Raw genomic sequence first — 17,493 nt, 5'->3', positions numbered from 1 at the left:
GTTCGCGGTTGGCGGCGCAGTTGTAATAGCAGGCTCAGCATACCAATGGCTATCGCGAGCAGGCTCGCTCCCACCTTCGATCTGCTGAACGACACAGATTCAGTGTGGGAGCGAGCCTGCTCGCGATAGCCATTGGTATGCTGAGCCTGCTATTACAACTGCGCCGCCAACCGCGAACCCTGATTGATCGCCCGCTTGGCATCCAGTTCTGCCGCAACATCCGCGCCGCCGATCAGGTGCACACTCTGCCCCGCCGACACCAGACCGTCATGCAATTCGCGCAGCGGATCCTGCCCGGCGCAAATCACGATGTTGTCCACTGGCAGCACCTGCGGCTCGCCGGTTTCGCCGATGCGGATGTGCAGGCCTGCGTCGTCGATCTTCAGGTATTCGACACTGTTGAGCATCTGCACCTGCTTGTTCTTAAGGCTCGTGCGATGAATCCAGCCGGTGGTCTTGCCCAGGCCGTCGCCGACCTTGGACGTCTTGCGTTGCAGCAGGAATACCTCGCGGGCCGGCGCATGGGGTGCCGCCTTGATACCCGCGACACCGCCGCGCGCTTCAAGATGCGTATCGATGCCCCATTCTTTCCAGAACGCGGCGCGATCCTGACTGGTGGCGACACCTTCATGCACCAGGAACTCGGAGACGTCGAAACCGATACCACCGGCACCAATCACCGCGACACGCTTGCCGACCGGTTTGCGCGCCAGGATCACGTCCAGGTAGCTCAGCACCTTGGCGTTTTCCACCCCTGGAATGGCCGGCACGCGCGGCGCAATGCCGGTGGCCAGAATGATCTCGTCGTAACCGCCCTCGACCAGCCCGGCCACGTCGACGCGGGTGTTCAGGCACACCTCGACATTGGTGGTCTGCAACTTGCGGTTGAAGTAGCGAATGGTTTCGTAGAACTCTTCCTTGCCCGGAACGCGCTTGGCAATGTTGAACTGACCGCCGATCTCGCTGGCCGAATCGAACAGCGTCACCTGATGGCCACGCTCGGCGGCCACGGTCGCTGCAGATAAACCGGCCGGACCGGCACCGACCACGGCAATTTTCTTCAACTGCTGCACCGGCAGATAGTTGAGCTCGGTTTCGTGGCAGGCACGCGGGTTGACCAGGCAACTGGTCAGCTTGCCGCCGAAGGTGTGGTCGAGGCAGGCCTGGTTGCAACCGATGCAGGTGTTGATTTCATCGGCACGGCCTTCAGCGGCCTTGTTGACGAAATCCGGGTCGGCGAGGAACGGCCGCGCCATGGACACCATGTCGGCATCGCCGTCGGCCAGGATCTGCTCGGCCACTTCCGGGGTGTTGATACGGTTGGTGGTGATCAGCGGAATATTGACCGAACCTCGCAGCTTGGCCGTGACCTTGCTGAAGGCCGCGCGTGGAACTTTGGTGGCGATGGTCGGAATCCGCGCTTCGTGCCAACCGATACCGGTGTTGATGATGGTCGCGCCGGCCTGCTCGATGGCCTTGGCCAGTTGAACGATCTCTCCCCAGGTGCTGCCGCCTTCGACCAGGTCGAGCATCGACAGGCGGAAAATGATGATGAAGTTCGGACCTACCGCTTCACGCACGCGACGCACGATCTCCACCGGCAAGCGCATGCGGTTTTCGTAGCTGCCGCCCCAGCGGTCGGTACGGTGGTTGGTGTGGGCGGCGAGGAACTGGTTAATGAAATAACCTTCGGAGCCCATGATTTCCACGCCGTCGTACTCGGCGGTTTGTGCCAGTACCGAGCAGGTAACGAAATCGCTGATCTGCTTCTCGATGCCTTCCTCGTCCAGTTCCTTGGGCTTGAACGGGTTGATCGGCGCCTGGATCGCGCTGGGCGCAACCTGTTTCGGGCTGTAGGCATAACGACCGGCATGGAGGATCTGCATGCAGATCTTGCCGCCCGCGTCATGCACGGCACGGGTGACGATACGGTGCTTGAGCGCCTCTTCTTCGGTCGTCAGCTTGGCCGCGCCGGAATACACGCCACCCTCGTCGTTCGGGCCGATACCGCCGGTAACCATCAGGCCGACACCGCCACGGGCACGCTCGGCGAAGTACGCCGCCATGCGCTCGAAGCCACCCGGTTTCTCTTCAAGGCCAGTGTGCATCGACCCCATCAGGGTGCGATTGCGCAGCGTGGTGAACCCCAGGTCCAGCGGAGCCAGCAGGTGCGGGTATTGAGCGGCGGTCATCGGTAACTCCACATCGAGCGATCACGGAAAGTGCAGGGGCTCTGTGGCCCCCATCAGTCATGTTCGACAGACTAAGAGTCGCACCGCCATCGCTCAATGACCGTAAGTTACAACTTATTGATCAAAATGAGCAGAAACTCAGTACCGGCCTAGCATGCGCTTGCTACTGCCCGCGCAGGCGCAACGTAGTCGTCCTGTTGTTTCGCTCGCTGGGTCAACACCAGCATCGTCAGGAACCCGAGCGCAATCAGCAGCGGATAAGCCATCAACAGTTCGGAAAGGGAATACTTCCAGGCCAAAGGGCGCCCGACTCCCAGCATGGCGGCATACAGCCAGGACACTGCCGACAACGACCCGCAGGCCAACGCCATCATCCGTGCACTGAATCCGAGATTGAGCAAGGAGCCTGCCTTTTTCAGGGCCGGCAGTACCAGGCGATGCAACAGGACGCCGTTGTAACTAAGCAACGCCACAATAATGACTTTGGCTTGAAGCTTTGGATTCAAAAAGTAATCGGCTCCTTTACCCAGGTAATCGATACCGACGACAGCGACACCCGTTACCCATAACGCTATGAGTGCAACGATGACAGACTTCTGAAGACTTTCCATGTGAGCATTATCATGCTCAGTAAATACTTTCCGTTTTAAAAGGTCCCTGACCATCGCAACATCACTGGTCAGCACCAAACCGATGGCCACACAACACGCCACCAAATGAACGAAAATAACGCCAAGACGCAAAAACTCCAGGAATTCCTTATTTTCCAGCAGACTCATAATGGTATTTATCGCCACGGTAATTTCTCCACCTTATTCGAGAGTACGGATCGACCACTTGACAGAATCTTTAATTATTAAAAACCCTGTACGACCTTACTTCTAAAAGATAAGCCAAATCATGGACTCAGCACTGTCAACCTCATTGACTCACTTGGCAAATCAACGACCGGTTGGTTTATTGCCTCCCTGAGTTTCAGATAAAAAACCCCCATTTGCTTTCACTGCATTTGAGATTCCATTTCCACTTCTTTTTTTGCAATCGCGGAGGCAAGTCATGGCTGACGTGCTCAAGGATCAGAGGCCGCAGACGCTGCAATGTTCATTTTTCGCACAAACCACCGACAAACGGTGCACAGCGCAAGTTCGCCTGACGCGACAGCAATGAGTAAACTTCCGCGCTATTGCCCACGACAACTGGCCTGCTTGACTAGATGCACTTCGACAATTGAAAATTGGATCCGCTAGTTGTTATACATCTCACAACTCGCGCTATAGCGAGCGACTCTCATCCAGAGCAAACTCCAACTGCGGATTCACCGTGATCCAGCCACCCTTTCAGGTAGACGGCAACGCAGGATTAACTGAAACAGACAGGATGCCAATCAAGTCAGTTAATTGTCAGCGAATAAAACTGTGCACAGTCAAACCCTATCGAATGGAAAGTACATTAAAACGGAATACCCGCCAGTTGTGGTCACACTCAAAACCCGAAATAGATAAATGCCGCAGCTGCCACGATACCCCATGCGACCAACGCCATTACCGTTGAGTTTTGCGTCGACCAGGATTCGTCCAATCGCTGCAAGCCGAACTTCGAAAATCCGGCCTGGTCATAACAGTAATGCATGATCGCCCGGTAGGTATATCGCAGGCCGGCCAACAGAAACAGGGTAATCAAGCCAAGGAAAAGGGCATGCCTGAAAGCCGGTTTAACCAGTGGCGCAAGGTGATCCTCTTCGCAAGCAACGCTATCGACTTCCACAACGGTTATTCGCTGATAGTCCGCCGAAGACCGCTGTTGGCCAATCTGGATCACCGCCTGTTGCTCCAGATCCAGCGCCTGGTACTTCCAGAGCGTTGATGATCCTTCCCGGCAGTAGGTAAACGCAGCAGGACTTGAGACGGCGATAATGCAGGCGTCGTTGATGCCCATTTCTTTGAGCGTTTGCGTGGCTGATCGGGTGAAGTCCAGGTCGAAGAGCGGAGTGACCCCACTGGCAGATGCCACGACCGAAACCAATAGGCTGCTCAAGAGGCAGATGGCTGAAATGTTCAAGGCCGGGTTTCCTTTTTCCATTGTTTCTTTGATTTCGCAGTTCGGTTCCAACCTGCTTTGATGAGTTCCAGTACGCTGCTGGCACCCCGATAGCTAATGGGCAATCGAACGGAAGGAGAAAGGGAGGGCATCCATTGCCCTCCCCTGCGCTGTCCATGCTCCCTGCGACAGTACCGACCAGGACCTCAAGTGGCCAGAATGAAATCCGTCTGATCAACGGCCGCGCTGGCGACACCCACAAGGCGGATGGAGTCCGCCCCGATCCCCACCATCGTGTCCGCCCCGTCAGCCGTTATGCTCACGTTGGCCGCGAACGTCGCACTGGTGATCCCCAACCCCGTGATGTTGAGCAAGTCGTGCCCTGCGACCAGATTGGCTCCGAAGTTAAAGATCGCATCGGTGCCGAAACCCGCGGCAGCAAACACGAAGGTATCGTTGCCGCCGATACCGCTACTCAACAGGTCGTTACCACCACCACCGGTGAGCACGTCGTTACCCGCACCACCCACGATCGTGTTGTTGAGCGTGTTACCCGTGCCCGCGAAGTTGCCGCTGCCGCCGAAGAACAGACTCTCGACATTGGCACCCAGGGTGTAGCTCGAGAGCGAGGTCCAGACCGTATCGTTACCACCACCGGCGGCCTCGGTCACCACGTCCCCAGCGGAGGTGACTTCGTAGACATCGTTGCCGATACCGCCGGCCATCGTGTCGTTGCCGTTACCACCGATGAGAGTGTCGTTACCCGCACCGCCCACGAGCGTGTTGTCGAGCGCGTTACCGGTGGCCCTGAAATTGCCGCTACTGCCGAAATACAGATTCTCGACGTTGGCACCCAGGGTGTAGGTCGCGAGCGAGGTCCAGATCGTGTCGCTACCGGCACCGGCGAGCTCGGTCACTACGTCCCCAACGGAGGTAACCTCGTAGACATCGTTGCCAATACCGCCGGCCATCGTGTCGTTACCGTTACCGCCGATGAGAATGTCGTTACCCGCACCACCCACAATCGTGTTGGCGAGCACGTTACCGGTGCCCCTGAAATTGCCGCTTGCGCCGAAATACAGATTTTCGACGTTGGCACCCAGGGTGTAGGTCGCGAGCGAGGTCCAGATTGTATCGCTGCCGCCACCGGCAAGCTCGGTCACCACGTCCCCAGCGGAGGTGACTTCGTAGATATCGTTGCCGATACCGCCGGCCATCGTGTCGTTACCATTACCTCCGATGAGAATGTCGTTACCCGCACCGCCCACGAGTGTGTTGGCGAGCGCGTTACCGGTGCCCCTGAAATTACCGCTACCGCCGAAATACAGATTCTCGACGTTGGCACCCAGGGTGTAAGTCGCGAGCGAAGTCCAGACCGTATCGCTACCGCCACCGGCGAGCTCGGTCACCACGTCCCCGACGGAGGTGACTTCGAAGGTATCGTTGCCAATACCGCCGGCCATCGTGTCGTTACCGTTACCACCGACGAGAATGTCATTGCCCGCATCACCATTGATGATGTCGTTGCCACCCTGGCCGTTCATGAAGTCGTTGCCGTCACCTCCGCTGGCCACATCATTGCCCGCCGTGCCGATCCATGTGTCGGCACCGACGGTACCGGCAAACACAGTACCGACGAGCACCGGGGCCGTGGCGTCGGATGCGATGCTTTCGGTCACACCGAAGTCATCCACGAAACTGACCACCACGCGCACCTGATCGCCGACCTGAGCCTGACCAAGCGTGAACGTGCTACTGGTGGCTCCGGCGATGTTGACGAAGCTGACCCCGTTGGTCTCCTGCCACTGGAAGGTGAACTGGGGATTGCTGAGGCCATCGACGTCGACGAGGGTCGACAGGTTGGCGGTCAGCACTTCGTTCAGGAACGCAAACCCGAGGATGCCCGGCCCTGCGATCGGTGCGTTGTTCGCCGACGAGTCGACGATCTCCAGCGTCCCATTGGCATCCTGATACACCGCCCGAACACGGATGTTCAGACCGGCGACATCGTCCGCCACCAGATAGCTGGTGCCCGTCACTCGCGATGCCTCCCCGGCGGCGAGAATGGTGATGTCTTCATATATGCCCGAACCGGCAATGGTTTCAGCCTGCCAGTAGTAAGCCACGGGACCGGTAATCGCGCCGGTCACATTGGCCGCACCCTCGTTGTTGGCGTCGCGTACAGCCTGGCTGCTGACGCGCAGCAGCTGGCCGGCGACAGGCGCATCGACACGTGCACCGGTGGTAGCATCGAGGATCGCCAGACGTCCCACAGGGGCGAAGTTCGTGACGGTGCCAACACCGGAGGCCTGCGCCTGGTCAGCGAACTGCAGGCGCTCGATGCCCGTCAGGCGATCGACGCCGTCACGCCCGGCCACCAGGTCAGTCACGATAACGGCGTTGCCTTCGACAGCGACTGTGTACTCCGACGCATTACCGGAATACACCGCAGTGTCGAAGTCGTCAGTGCCGGTCAGGATCTCCCGCACGATGACCAGTTGGCCCGGGTTGTAGGTACCGTTCAACATCGCCTGGACCATCGGCCCCATGCTGTCGAACGTGGCGATTTCCGCGCCGGTGCCATCAGCGTTTGCCCGTACGCTGATGCGTACGTTCAGCCACTTGTCACCGTCGATGATGTCGTCACCGCCGCGACCTTCGATGAGGTCGCTGCCGCTGCCACCGAGGATGATGTTGCCGCCGTCGTAGAACGTCGCGCCGACCGGCAGCAGACCCGCCAGACCGTTGATCAGGCTGATGTTGGTCAGCACACTGCCGGTTGCACCCAAAGTGGGTAGCGTTGTTGCATCGGAGCTATCACCGCGCAGGAAGTCACCGTGTGACGAGCCCGACAGACCTTCCGTGGCGTCGAAACGCACCAGCGCCGAGGCACCCGAACCCGGGATCGGAGGTACATCGAAGAAGCGGTCGCTGAAATCGATGCTCACCCCCTGGGCGAGCCCCTTGAAGGTCGCCCAGTCATAGCCCGAGCCGCCGATATAGCGGTCACCAAAGCCGAGACTGCCGACCATGATGTCGTCACCGCCTTCGCCGTTGAACTTATCGTTCTCGCCGCCACCGATGTAAACATCGTGGCCGATCACAGGGTCGTTGCCCAGCGGGTCGAAGTTGTCGCCAGGTGCACCGTCCGAGGTGCCCTTCTCGATCCAGTCGTCGCCTTCGTTACCCATGTCCTGTTCGTTGGCTTTGCTGCCCAGGATGAAGTCATTGCCCTGGCCACCAATGGCCTCGGAGGCGTCCTCACCGGTAATGATGAAGTCGTTGCCGAACCCGCCAATGATCAGGTTGACGCCGTTGCCTCCGTGCAGCACGTCGTTGCCGTCGCCACCCTGGAGGTTATCGTCGCCGCCGGTGTCGGTGATGATGTCGTCGCCGTCGCCACCGCGCAGTTGATCGTTGCCGTCACCGCCGTCGATGCGATCGTTGCCTCCATCACCCCAGACCGTGTCATCGCCTTCACTGGCAATGAGGATGTCTGCGTTGTCGGTACCGCCCAGCACGATATGCTGGTCACCTGTGTACTTGATGTAGTTGGTGTCCGCCCCCACTGTCAGCGGGTTGTCGCGGAACACCACCTGTTCGCCGTTCGGGCCGAGCGGGTCGGCGGTGAGCAGGCCTTCGTTGAATTGCCTGCCCTGATCCACTTCCAGATAGAACCCCGGATCCGAGAACACCAGGCCCGGCAAGTGAGTGGCCGACGTGTTGGCCATGATCAGCTTGGCGAACGAGTTGCTTTCAAGTTCGGCATTCATCGACAGACCAGAGGTACGCTCCAGGTAGTAGAAGCGATCGCCGTCCTGCAGTTTTTCCAACTGGTTCTCGAACACGAAGTTGAAGGTCGAGCCGAGCATGCCGCCGAACGGGGTTTTCGCTTCGGCCAGACCGCCGATCCAGAGATCGATGGCGTCGACGCCAGTGACCGTCACGTTCCTCAGATCGTCGGCGGTGCCCAGCACGCCATCCGTGCCGGCCAGCGTTACGTTGGCAAAGGCACCCGTGCTGTTGAGGAAGTCCAGACGGTCAGCCGGTGCGCCCACACCACCGAAGACCAGCGCCAGAGCTGCCGCGCGCTTGCCTTCCAGAGTGGTCGCCGCCGTGATCGTGTCATGCGTGCCATAGGCCGCGATGAAGTTGATCAACGACTCCGGATGTTTGAGGTACTGCACCAGATCGACCCAGCTGGTGTACGGCTTGAGTTGGGTATCACCGGTCTGGCTGTAGATGTCGCGGCGGATCGCGTTGAGTGAGGGAATCCCCACGTCGCGGCCACGGGCGATGTTGATCGCCGGCAGGTCGAGCGGCAGGCCGAGCAGGTTATTGCGCAGCGCCTCGGTGACGAACTCGTCGATTTCGTTACCGGCTTGCCGAGTCACCCCACGTATGATCGCACTGGTCGCATCCTCTGGCGACACGCCACTGGCGGCGTACGCCAACGGGTTAAGGAACGCCGCGATCAAGCCCAGTTGCTGATCGGGATTAGCGCTGGCCGGATCGCCTATCACGTTGAAGTCGATGTCGTAGCGATCGACGGTCTCGGTCAGCATCGAGTGTCCAAACCGGTACACGGTGTGGGCGAACTCGGCGACGATCGAGGCATCGAGGTCGACGTCGTAGACCTGGGTCGGTGCGAAGAACAGGTCGACTCGAGGCTGGATGGTCCGCGCAAACTCCTCGAACACCAGGTGCTGATACTGCATTTCGGTGCCGAACTTGGCCGCCTGGAACAAGCGCTCGCCATTCCACTGCAGCGCATCGAACTCGGCCTGGGTGGTTGGCAATGCCGCCACCGGATTGAGCAGCCACTCGTTGAGGAAGGCCACGTCACCCGAGTCGAGCACGGTGTCCTTGGTCTGCTGGACCAGGCGGTTGTGCTCGGAGTGGAAGATCGCATGCACCGCGGTCAGGCCGATGTTCTCGTTGACCCGGCCGTCGCCAGCGATGTAGTGAGCGTCGAGCAGTTCGTTGTCATAGGTCAGGTTGTTGCCGCCTGGGCCAACGGGCTGAGCATTGCCGACAAGGGTGTCGGCATCCGCCTGCAGAACCCCGCCGGTAACGACCGGCACGGCGTTGTGGGCGATGTCGTTGAGGAAGGCATGGCTGGTGCGCACCGCGTTCACGAGGCTTACCGGACTGGCCGGATTGCCTTCGACAAGCGTAGTGACGTCATCGGCGTTGCCGGCAATGCCGTCCGCCCCGTTGTTGACCCGAATGACAACCTGCGGGAAGCCGTTCGGCCCTTTGATGAAGTTGCCATAGGCGTCAGTCGCCAGCAGCGGGCCGCTGTCGATATCGGCATCGGTAAGGTTGATACCCAGGATGTCGCGGGCTTGCGCCTTGACCACCTTCCAGGTTGCCATGCCACCGATTTCGACGTCGTCCGCGGTACCAAACGTGCCATCCACACCCAGATCACGGTTGGTGATCAACCGGCCAGTCGCTACGGGGCCGTTGGCGGTCAGTTCATAACCGCGCAGGAACACCTGATGCGACGGGTGCGAGCTATAGGTCTGGTTCTGGTCCACGAACGGCGAGGTGGTGTTGGTGTGCTCATGGATGTCGTCGGCCGTACCAAGAACGCCATCCGCCCCTGGCTGGTTGGTCGCGCGAGTGAGGACCATGAAGTTCGTCGGGCTACCTGGCACAAACAGCGGATCATCCGGTTGCAGCGGGATAAACACGGTACCCGAACCGCCTTTGGTCACCAGGTCCAGACCATGATCGAAGAACTGCCCGAAGAAGGTCATCCAGGCGTTGAACGGCGCGGACAATCCCGCATCCGGCGCGGTGTTTTCGATCAGGTACACATCGCGGTCGTCGGCCGTACCGAACTGTCCATCCAGCCCGGGGCTGGCAACAATCTGTACGCCGTCCTTGAGCACGTCGTCGTTACCCACTGCACCGAAGTTGAGCACACCGTCCAGGCCCGGGTTGAATGCCGTGGCATAGGCCGCCGGGTTGTTCGCCGTCTGGTCGACGATCAGGTTACTGATGGTGCGCGGCTGCGAGTCAGTCACAAGGCCGCTGCTCTGCGCATACGACGTTCCCCCTTCCGCCGGATTGAAGACCGGATCGGTCAAGCGCGGAAAGAGGTTATCGGCGGCACCAAACTCGGTGTGGTTGTTGCCGTTGAGGTTCATCAGGTTGTTGTTCGACCCGTCGACCGTACGCAGTCCCAGCGGCGCGCGGATGTTCGGGATCAGCGAGAGGATGTCCTGGCCGGCCGCATCCGCCTCGGCAATCCTGATCTGGTCAAGAATGAAGTTGAGGTCGGAGCGGACCATGTGCAGGCCCGCGCCACCCGCAGTGGCATCGACTACAGGTACCAGTGGCGTTGGCGTAACCGGTGCACCGGCAACGATGGCAGCCGTCGGCGTGGAGAACAGGATCTCCGTGGTGCCGTGACCGTCCTGATAGATCGCCTTGACCCGCAATGACAACCCGGCGAGGTCAGGAGAGACCTTGAACGCAGTGCCGTCGGCACTCTGGAACGCCAGGTCGCCAGCCGGCAACAGGATGATATCCTCAAATACGCCGCTGCCTGGAGTGGCCTCGAACTGCCAGACGTAGGACACAGAGGAGTTGGTGATCAATCCCTGCGGATTGCCCGCCGCGACGTTGTCGCCATCGCTCACCCCGGCCACGCTGACCGTCAGTAAATCGCCCACGGTAATCGCGCCGCCGTTGCCATCCGCGACAGTCGGACTGCCATCCGGTTGGGCATTGAGACCGTCCACCAGCACTTGCTGGTTATCGGCGAACTGCAGGCGTTCGATATGCAGCAGCGTATCGATGCCGTCTCGACCCGCGACGCTATCGGCTACTGTCCAGACATCGTCCGTCACATCGTTCGTGCCACGATCGTCGACAGTCACCGCATACTCGGCTTCAAGCCCGGAGAAAATGGCGGTGTCGAAGGCCGCCCCACCAGTCGAGGTGCCAGGCATGATTTCCCGCACGGCCTTGAGCTGACCAGGGTTAAAGGTGCCGTCCAGCATGAACGGGATCATATCGACCATGCTGTCGAAGGAGGCGATCTCGGGGCCGGTATGGTTGACATCACCAGCGGCATAAACGGCAATCCTGACGTTGATCCATTTGTCGCCATCGATCAGGTCATCGCCACCACGGCCTTCGATCAGGTCACTGCCATCACCGCCGAGGATGATGTTGCCGGTGGCAAAACCGGTGACCGGCAATCCGGCATCGGCCAGGAACTGGTCCAGTCCGCGGATCAACGCGACATTGGTCAGCGCACTGCCCGTGGTACCACCGTGGTTGATGATGGTGTCCGCATTGACATCATCGCCCCTGAGCACATCGCCAAAACTCGAACCGGACAAGCCCTCGACCTCGGCAAAACGGTCGAGAATCGAGGCCGGCGAGGCGCCGACCGGATTGAACACCCCGGTGTTCTGGTTTGGCGCATTACCGTGTGGCTGTGCCAGCGCGGCCATGGTCAGGTCGGCGGTCACGCCGATCCTGTCATTCTTGTAGGTCACCCAGTCGAAACCGGACATGCCTTCCATCTTGTCCTGAGCGTCGCTGCCGGTAAATATGTCATCGCCACCCTCGCCGATCATTTCGTCGAAGCCGGGACCACCGATGAAGATGTCGTTGCCGATCACATCGTCAGTGAGCAGTGGTGCGAAGTTATCGCCAGGCGCACCGTCCTGGGTGCCCTTCTCGATCCAGTCATCACCTTCGTTGCCGGTCGGTGGCAGGTTGGTCTTGGCACCGAGGATGAAGTCGTCACCCTGGCCGCCGAAGGTGGTGGTGATGTCTTCGGTGGTGATGATGAAGTCCTGACCATCGCCACCCAGGATCAGGTTGCCTGCAGCAAGCATGCTGCCGGCCACGATCACATCGTTACCGGCATTGCCTTCCAGACGGTTGTCACCGAACGAGTCGCTGATGATGTCATCGCCATCGCCACCCAGTACCGCATCGTTGCCCGCACCGCCTTCGAGGCGGTCGTTGCCTGCGTCGCCGTAAAGGGTGTCATCGCCGTCACCGGAAATAAGGATGTCATTGCCGGCAGTGCCGCCCAGGACGACATGGTCTTCACCGGTGTACTGCAGATAGTTGGTGTCCGGACCCACGGTGTCGGGGTTGTCGCGAATCACCAGCGACACGACTTCGACGCCGTTGATCAGGATGCCGCCAGTCGGGTCGGCACGGCCATCCACGCCAAGGCCGGTGAACTGAGAGGCCTGATTCACTTCGAGGGTGAACGTTGGCGTCAGGAACACGGTGTTCGACAGGTGGGTGACATCAGAGTTGAGCATGATCAGCTTGGCAAAGGAGTTGTTTTCCAACTCGGTGCCGAAGTTCAGGCCCGCGGTACGCGACAGGTAGTAGAAGCGGTCGCCGTTCTGCAACGCCTCCATCTGGGTTTCAAACACGAAGTTGAAGGTCGAGCCGAGCATGCCGCCGAACGGCATCTTCTGTTCGGCGAGGCCACCGACCCAGAAGTCGATGTCGTCGACGCCCGTGACCGTCACACCTGTCACGTCATCGGCAGTACCCAGTACCCCATCCGCGCCGGCCGTCGTTACGTTGGCATAGGCACCGGTGCTGTTGAGGAAGTCCAGGCGGTCAGCCGGCGAACCCACGCCACCCAATACCAGCGCCAGGGCTGCAGCGCGTTTGTCTGCCAGTGTGAGCGCCGCCGTGATCGTGCTATGGGTGCCATAGGCCGCGATGAAGTTGACCAGCGACTCGGGATGCTTGAGGCTGTCTGCCAGGTCAGCCCAACTGATGTACGGCTTGAGCTGGCTGTCACCGGTGGATGCGTAGAACTCCCGGCGCGCCTCATTCAAGGTGGGGATGCCCGTGTCGCGACCACGTGCCAGGTTCAGGGCCGGCAAATCGAGTGGCAGACCGAGCAGGTTGTTGCGCAACGCTTCAGTGACGAACTCATCGATTTCGTTGCCGACCTGGCGGGTCACACCGCGAATGATCGCACCTGCCGCCTGGTCCGCGGTCAACCCGCTGCTGGCGAACGCCAGAGGGTTGAGGAAGGCCGCGATCAACCCCATTTGCGAGTCCGGGTTGGTGGGGTCAGTGAGCAGCGGATTGAACGCGGGGTCGAAGCGATCGACGGTCTCGGTCAACATCGAGTGACCGAAGCGGTACACCACATGGGCGAACTCGGCGAGGATTGCCGGATTGATTGAGGTGTCATACCCGGTGGGAGCAAGGAATGCGTCGACCTGTGGCTGGACGGTCCGCGCGAACTCCTCGAACACCAGATGTTGGTACTGCATTTCAGTACCGAACTTGGCAGCCTGGAACAGGCGTTCGCCGTCCCACACCAGCGCCGCGATCTCGGCCGGTGTGGTGGGTATAGCGGCCACGTCGTTCACCAGCCACTCATTGAGGAAGGCCAGGTCGCCAGCGGCAATGAGGGTGTCCTTGGTTTGCTGGACCAGACGGTTGTGCTCGGAGTGAAACACATGGTGCACGGAGGTCAGGCCAATGTTTTCGTTCGCCCGGCCATCGCCGGCAATGTAGTGGGCGTCGAGCAGTTCGTTGTCATACGTCAGGTTGTTGCCGGTAGGGCCAACGGGCTGCGCATTGCCGACAGCGATGTCGGCGTCCGCCTGCAGAACCCCGCCGACGACGACCGGCGCGGCATTGTGGGCGATGTCGTCGAGGAAACCATGCCCGGTGCTTACGGCATTGGCCAGACTGATGGGGGCTGCCCGGTTGCCTTCGACCAGTTGAGTGACGTCATCAGCCGTCCCGGCAATGCCGTCGGCACCGTTGCTGATGCGAATCACCACCTGCGGCATGCCGTTCGGCCCGCGGATGAAGTTGCCGTACGCATCGGTTGCCAGCAAAGGCACGTTGTGCACGTCGGCGTCGGTCAGGTTGATGCCGAGAATGTCACGGGCCTGGGCCTTGACCACTTTCCAGGTCGCCATGCCGCCATTTTCGCTGGCGCCATCATCGGCGGTGCCGAACAAGCCATCGGCGCCAAGGTCGCGGTTGGTAATCAAGCGCCCCGTTGTTACAGGATCGCCCGCCGCGTTGAGCACGTATTCGCGCAGGAACACTTGATGCGAGGGGTGCGAGCTGTAGGTCTGGCTCTGGTCGACGAACGGCGAGGTGGTGTTCGTCTGGCCATCATCGGCAGTGCCGACTACTCCGTCCGCTCCAGCGGTACGCACTGCGCGTGACAGCACCATGAAATTGGTCGGGCTGCCCGGTACGAACAACGGATCGTCCGGCTGCAGCGGAATGAACACAATGTCGGTAGCACTCTTGGTGACCAGGTCGAGACCGTGGTCGAAGAACTGGCCGAAGAAAGTCATCCACGAGTTGAAGCTGGCGGTCAGGCCGACGTCCGGCGACACGTTGGGAAAGAAGAATACGTCCTTGTCATCGGCCGTGCCGAACACGCCATCCAGTCCGGGGCTGGCGACTATCTGAACGCCATCCTTGAGTACGTCGTCATTACCCACCGTGCCGAAGTTGAGCACACCGTCCAGGCCCGGGTCGAACGCAGAGGCATAGGCCGCCGGGTTGTTGGCGGTCTGGTCGACGACCAGATTACTGATAATCCGTGGTTGCGGATCGATCACCGTGCCTGTTCCGGCGTATTGCGGCGATAGAAAGGAAGGATCGAGCAGGCGCGGGAAGTCAGCGTCCGCGGCGCCAAAATCACTCTGGCCGGTGACCAGGTTGTTAAAGCTGCCATCGACGGTACGCAGGCCGAACGGCACCTGAGAATTGGGAAGCAAATCAATGAGGCTGGTGCCGGCGGCATTCGCTTCGGCGATAAAGATTTGCTTGAGGATGAACTCCAGGTCCGACTTGCTGAAATTGGCCATTTTGGATTGCCCTCGATCTGTCTGGGTAAAGGCGCGGGACGAGAAAATCCTCCCGCGCCAAGTCAAGTGCTGGCTTGCGCAGTTTGTTGGTTGTGTTTTTTTGCGAGAGCTGGCGTTACCCGGGACCCGGGATCAGCGCTTGGAATTCGCTATATGAATTGCTCGCCGGGCGATCAGGCAGAGCGGATTCGAGCCCTGGGCGGGCCATGGAATCTGGAAGTGAAGGCAAACGTCCTGGAAAGCCCCTTCCCTCTGCAAAAGAACGAAATGATCGACATATTTCTGCTCCTCTCGGGAAAATCACCGCGCCTTGCACTGCCAAAGCGATGGCAGGCTTCAGGCGGGCGGGCCCCCCGATAACTAAGACTAAAGTTCCATAGCAAATCTTTGTCAATATTACGTCGTTAAAACAGACGACTGGTGGCAGGCATCCCAACTAGCTGTTTTTAAAAGATATATAGAATGTTGTGTGCTGGTATAGAGCGAAATGTTATTTCGGAGTGTTTAAGCGCCACCTACGCTGCTGCATAAGGGAGCAACGCAGCGATTTCGGAAGACTCGCCAACCCTAGAGCGACCAGCCTGCGTGTCCATAAGCTGTTTACAGGACTACATTTACTGTTAGCTGTTGCGCCCCAGGGGCAATCGGCTTTTCGCAGTGGGAGGATCAACATGCCCAAGCAGTCGAGCATCCGTTCCGAACTGGCCGACGCGCTCTTTCGCCTGCGCCGCAGTTTTTATTCGCTGGCAGCATTCAGCGGCGTCATAAACGTCATGATGTTGACGCCAGCTATTTATATGCTGCAGGTCTACGATCGAGCCCTGGTCAGTCGCAACGTTACGACGCTGGCGATGTTGACGGTCTTGGTGGTGGGCCTGTTCCTGCTGATGTCCACGCTGGAGATGGTCCGCACCCGCGTGCTGATCCGGGTCGGCAACTGCCTCGACATGGATCTCAACCGACGCATTTTCACCGCTGCATTCGAGCGCAACCTGAGCCGCGCCGGAGGTAACCCGGCCCAGGCCCTGCAAGACCTCGCCCAGGTTCGTCAGTTCGTCACCGGCAACGCCCTGTTCGCTTTCTTCGATGCACCGTGGACGCCGATCTACCTGCTGGTCGCCTATCTGATCCACCCGATACTCGGACTGATCACGCTGATCGGCTCGCTGATTCTGGTGGCCCTGGCCTGGCTCACCGAGAAGGCGACACAGAAGCCGCTGGCCGAAGCCAATCAGGCCGCCATGTCTTCCTCCCTATACGCCAACAACAACCTGCGCAACGCCGAGGTCATCGAGGCCATGGGCATGCTGCCGTCGATCAGCAAGCGCTGGTTCCAAAGCCATTTGCGCATCCTGGAAATGCAGACCCTGGCCTCCGACCGCGCCGCCTTGATCAGCAGCACCGGGCGCTTCGTGCGGATCACTTTGCAGTCGCTGATCCTCGGCGCCGGTGCGCTGCTGGCGATCGAAGGCAAGATCACCCCGGGGATGATGATTGCCTGCTCGATCCTCTCCGGTCGCGCACTGGGTCCGGTGGAACAGGTCATCGCGTCGTGGAAGCAATTGCTCGGCTGCCGCTCGGCCTGGGGCCGGCTCAACGAGATGCTGCAGGACTATCCGCGCCGGCCACCGAGCATGTCGCTGCAGCGGCCAATGGGCATGCTGGCGGTTGAGAATGTGTATGCCGGCGCCCCGGCTACCAACAACACGATTCTGCGCGGCGTGAGCTTCAGCCTTGTCCCCGGCGAAAGCCTTGGCATTATCGGCCCGTCCGCCTCGGGCAAATCCACCCTCGCCCGCCTGCTGGTCGGCGTCTGGCCGGCGCAGGCCGGCAAGGTGCGCCTGGACGGTGCGGACATATTCAACTGGAACAAGGGCGAACTTGGCCCCTGGCTCGGCTATCTGCCACAGGACGTGGAGCTGTTCGAGGGCAATATCGCCGACAACATTGCGCGCTTTGGCGAAGTGGACAGCGAAGCGGTCATCCGCGCCGCCAAGATCACTGGCGTGCACGAGATGATCCTGCGTTTTCCGCAGGGTTACGACACCCGCCTGGGTACTGATGGCAGCCCGCTTTCCGGCGGCCAGAAGCAACGCATCGCCTTGGCCCGCGCGTTGTATGGCGAGCCCAATCTGATCGTGCTGGACGAGCCGAACGCCAACCTCGACGACGTCGGCGAAAAGGCCTTGGTCGATGCCCTGGCCGAACTCAAGGGCCGTGGCGCGACCGTCATTCTGATTTCTCACCGTCCCAACGTACTCTGTGCCGTCGATAAGGTACTGATGCTGCGCGACGGCAGCGTGCAGATGCTCGGCACGCGCGATGAAGTATTCGCAGCGCTGCGCAAGGCCAGTGTCATCCCTGCAGGCGCGTCGACTCCGCTGGCCTCCGTCAAAGCACGGGAGTGA

The 17,493-nt window shown here is 60.1% G+C and carries 5 protein-coding genes; 1 reads left to right on the top strand and 4 read right to left on the bottom strand.

The genetic code is table 11. The features are described from left to right. Positions 1-152 precede the first annotated feature (152 nt). The 4 genes from BSF44_RS16325 to BSF44_RS16305 form a co-directional block, all read right to left on the bottom strand. On the bottom strand, positions 153-2,192 hold the full coding sequence (locus BSF44_RS16325; protein WP_095944379.1) for an FAD-dependent oxidoreductase: 2,040 nt from the start codon (positions 2,190-2,192) through the stop codon (positions 153-155). A gap of 149 nt (positions 2,193-2,341) precedes the next feature. Beyond that, positions 2,342-2,989 carry a hypothetical protein gene (locus BSF44_RS16320; protein ID WP_095944378.1) on the bottom strand — a complete coding sequence of 216 codons (648 nt, stop codon included), beginning with the start codon at positions 2,987-2,989 and terminating at the stop codon, positions 2,342-2,344. A gap of 685 nt (positions 2,990-3,674) precedes the next feature. After that, a complete protein-coding gene (locus tag BSF44_RS30350) occupies positions 3,675-4,250 on the bottom strand; it encodes a hypothetical protein (protein WP_172435358.1) in 576 nt (191 codons plus the stop codon). A gap of 185 nt (positions 4,251-4,435) precedes the next feature. Further along, a complete protein-coding gene (locus tag BSF44_RS16305; RefSeq protein ID WP_095944376.1) occupies positions 4,436-15,085 on the bottom strand; it encodes a peroxidase family protein in 10,650 nt (3,549 codons plus the stop codon). A gap of 671 nt (positions 15,086-15,756) precedes the next feature. On the opposite strand from BSF44_RS16305, the gene BSF44_RS16300 reads away from it, so the two are divergent. Further along, a complete protein-coding gene (locus BSF44_RS16300; RefSeq protein ID WP_095944375.1) occupies positions 15,757-17,493 on the top strand; it encodes a type I secretion system permease/ATPase in 1,737 nt (578 codons plus the stop codon).

Origin of the sequence: Pseudomonas sp. ACN8, assembly GCF_002303925.1 — a bacterium.
Classification (GTDB): domain Bacteria; phylum Pseudomonadota; class Gammaproteobacteria; order Pseudomonadales; family Pseudomonadaceae; genus Aquipseudomonas.
This window is presented reverse-complemented; position numbering and strand designations above follow the sequence as displayed.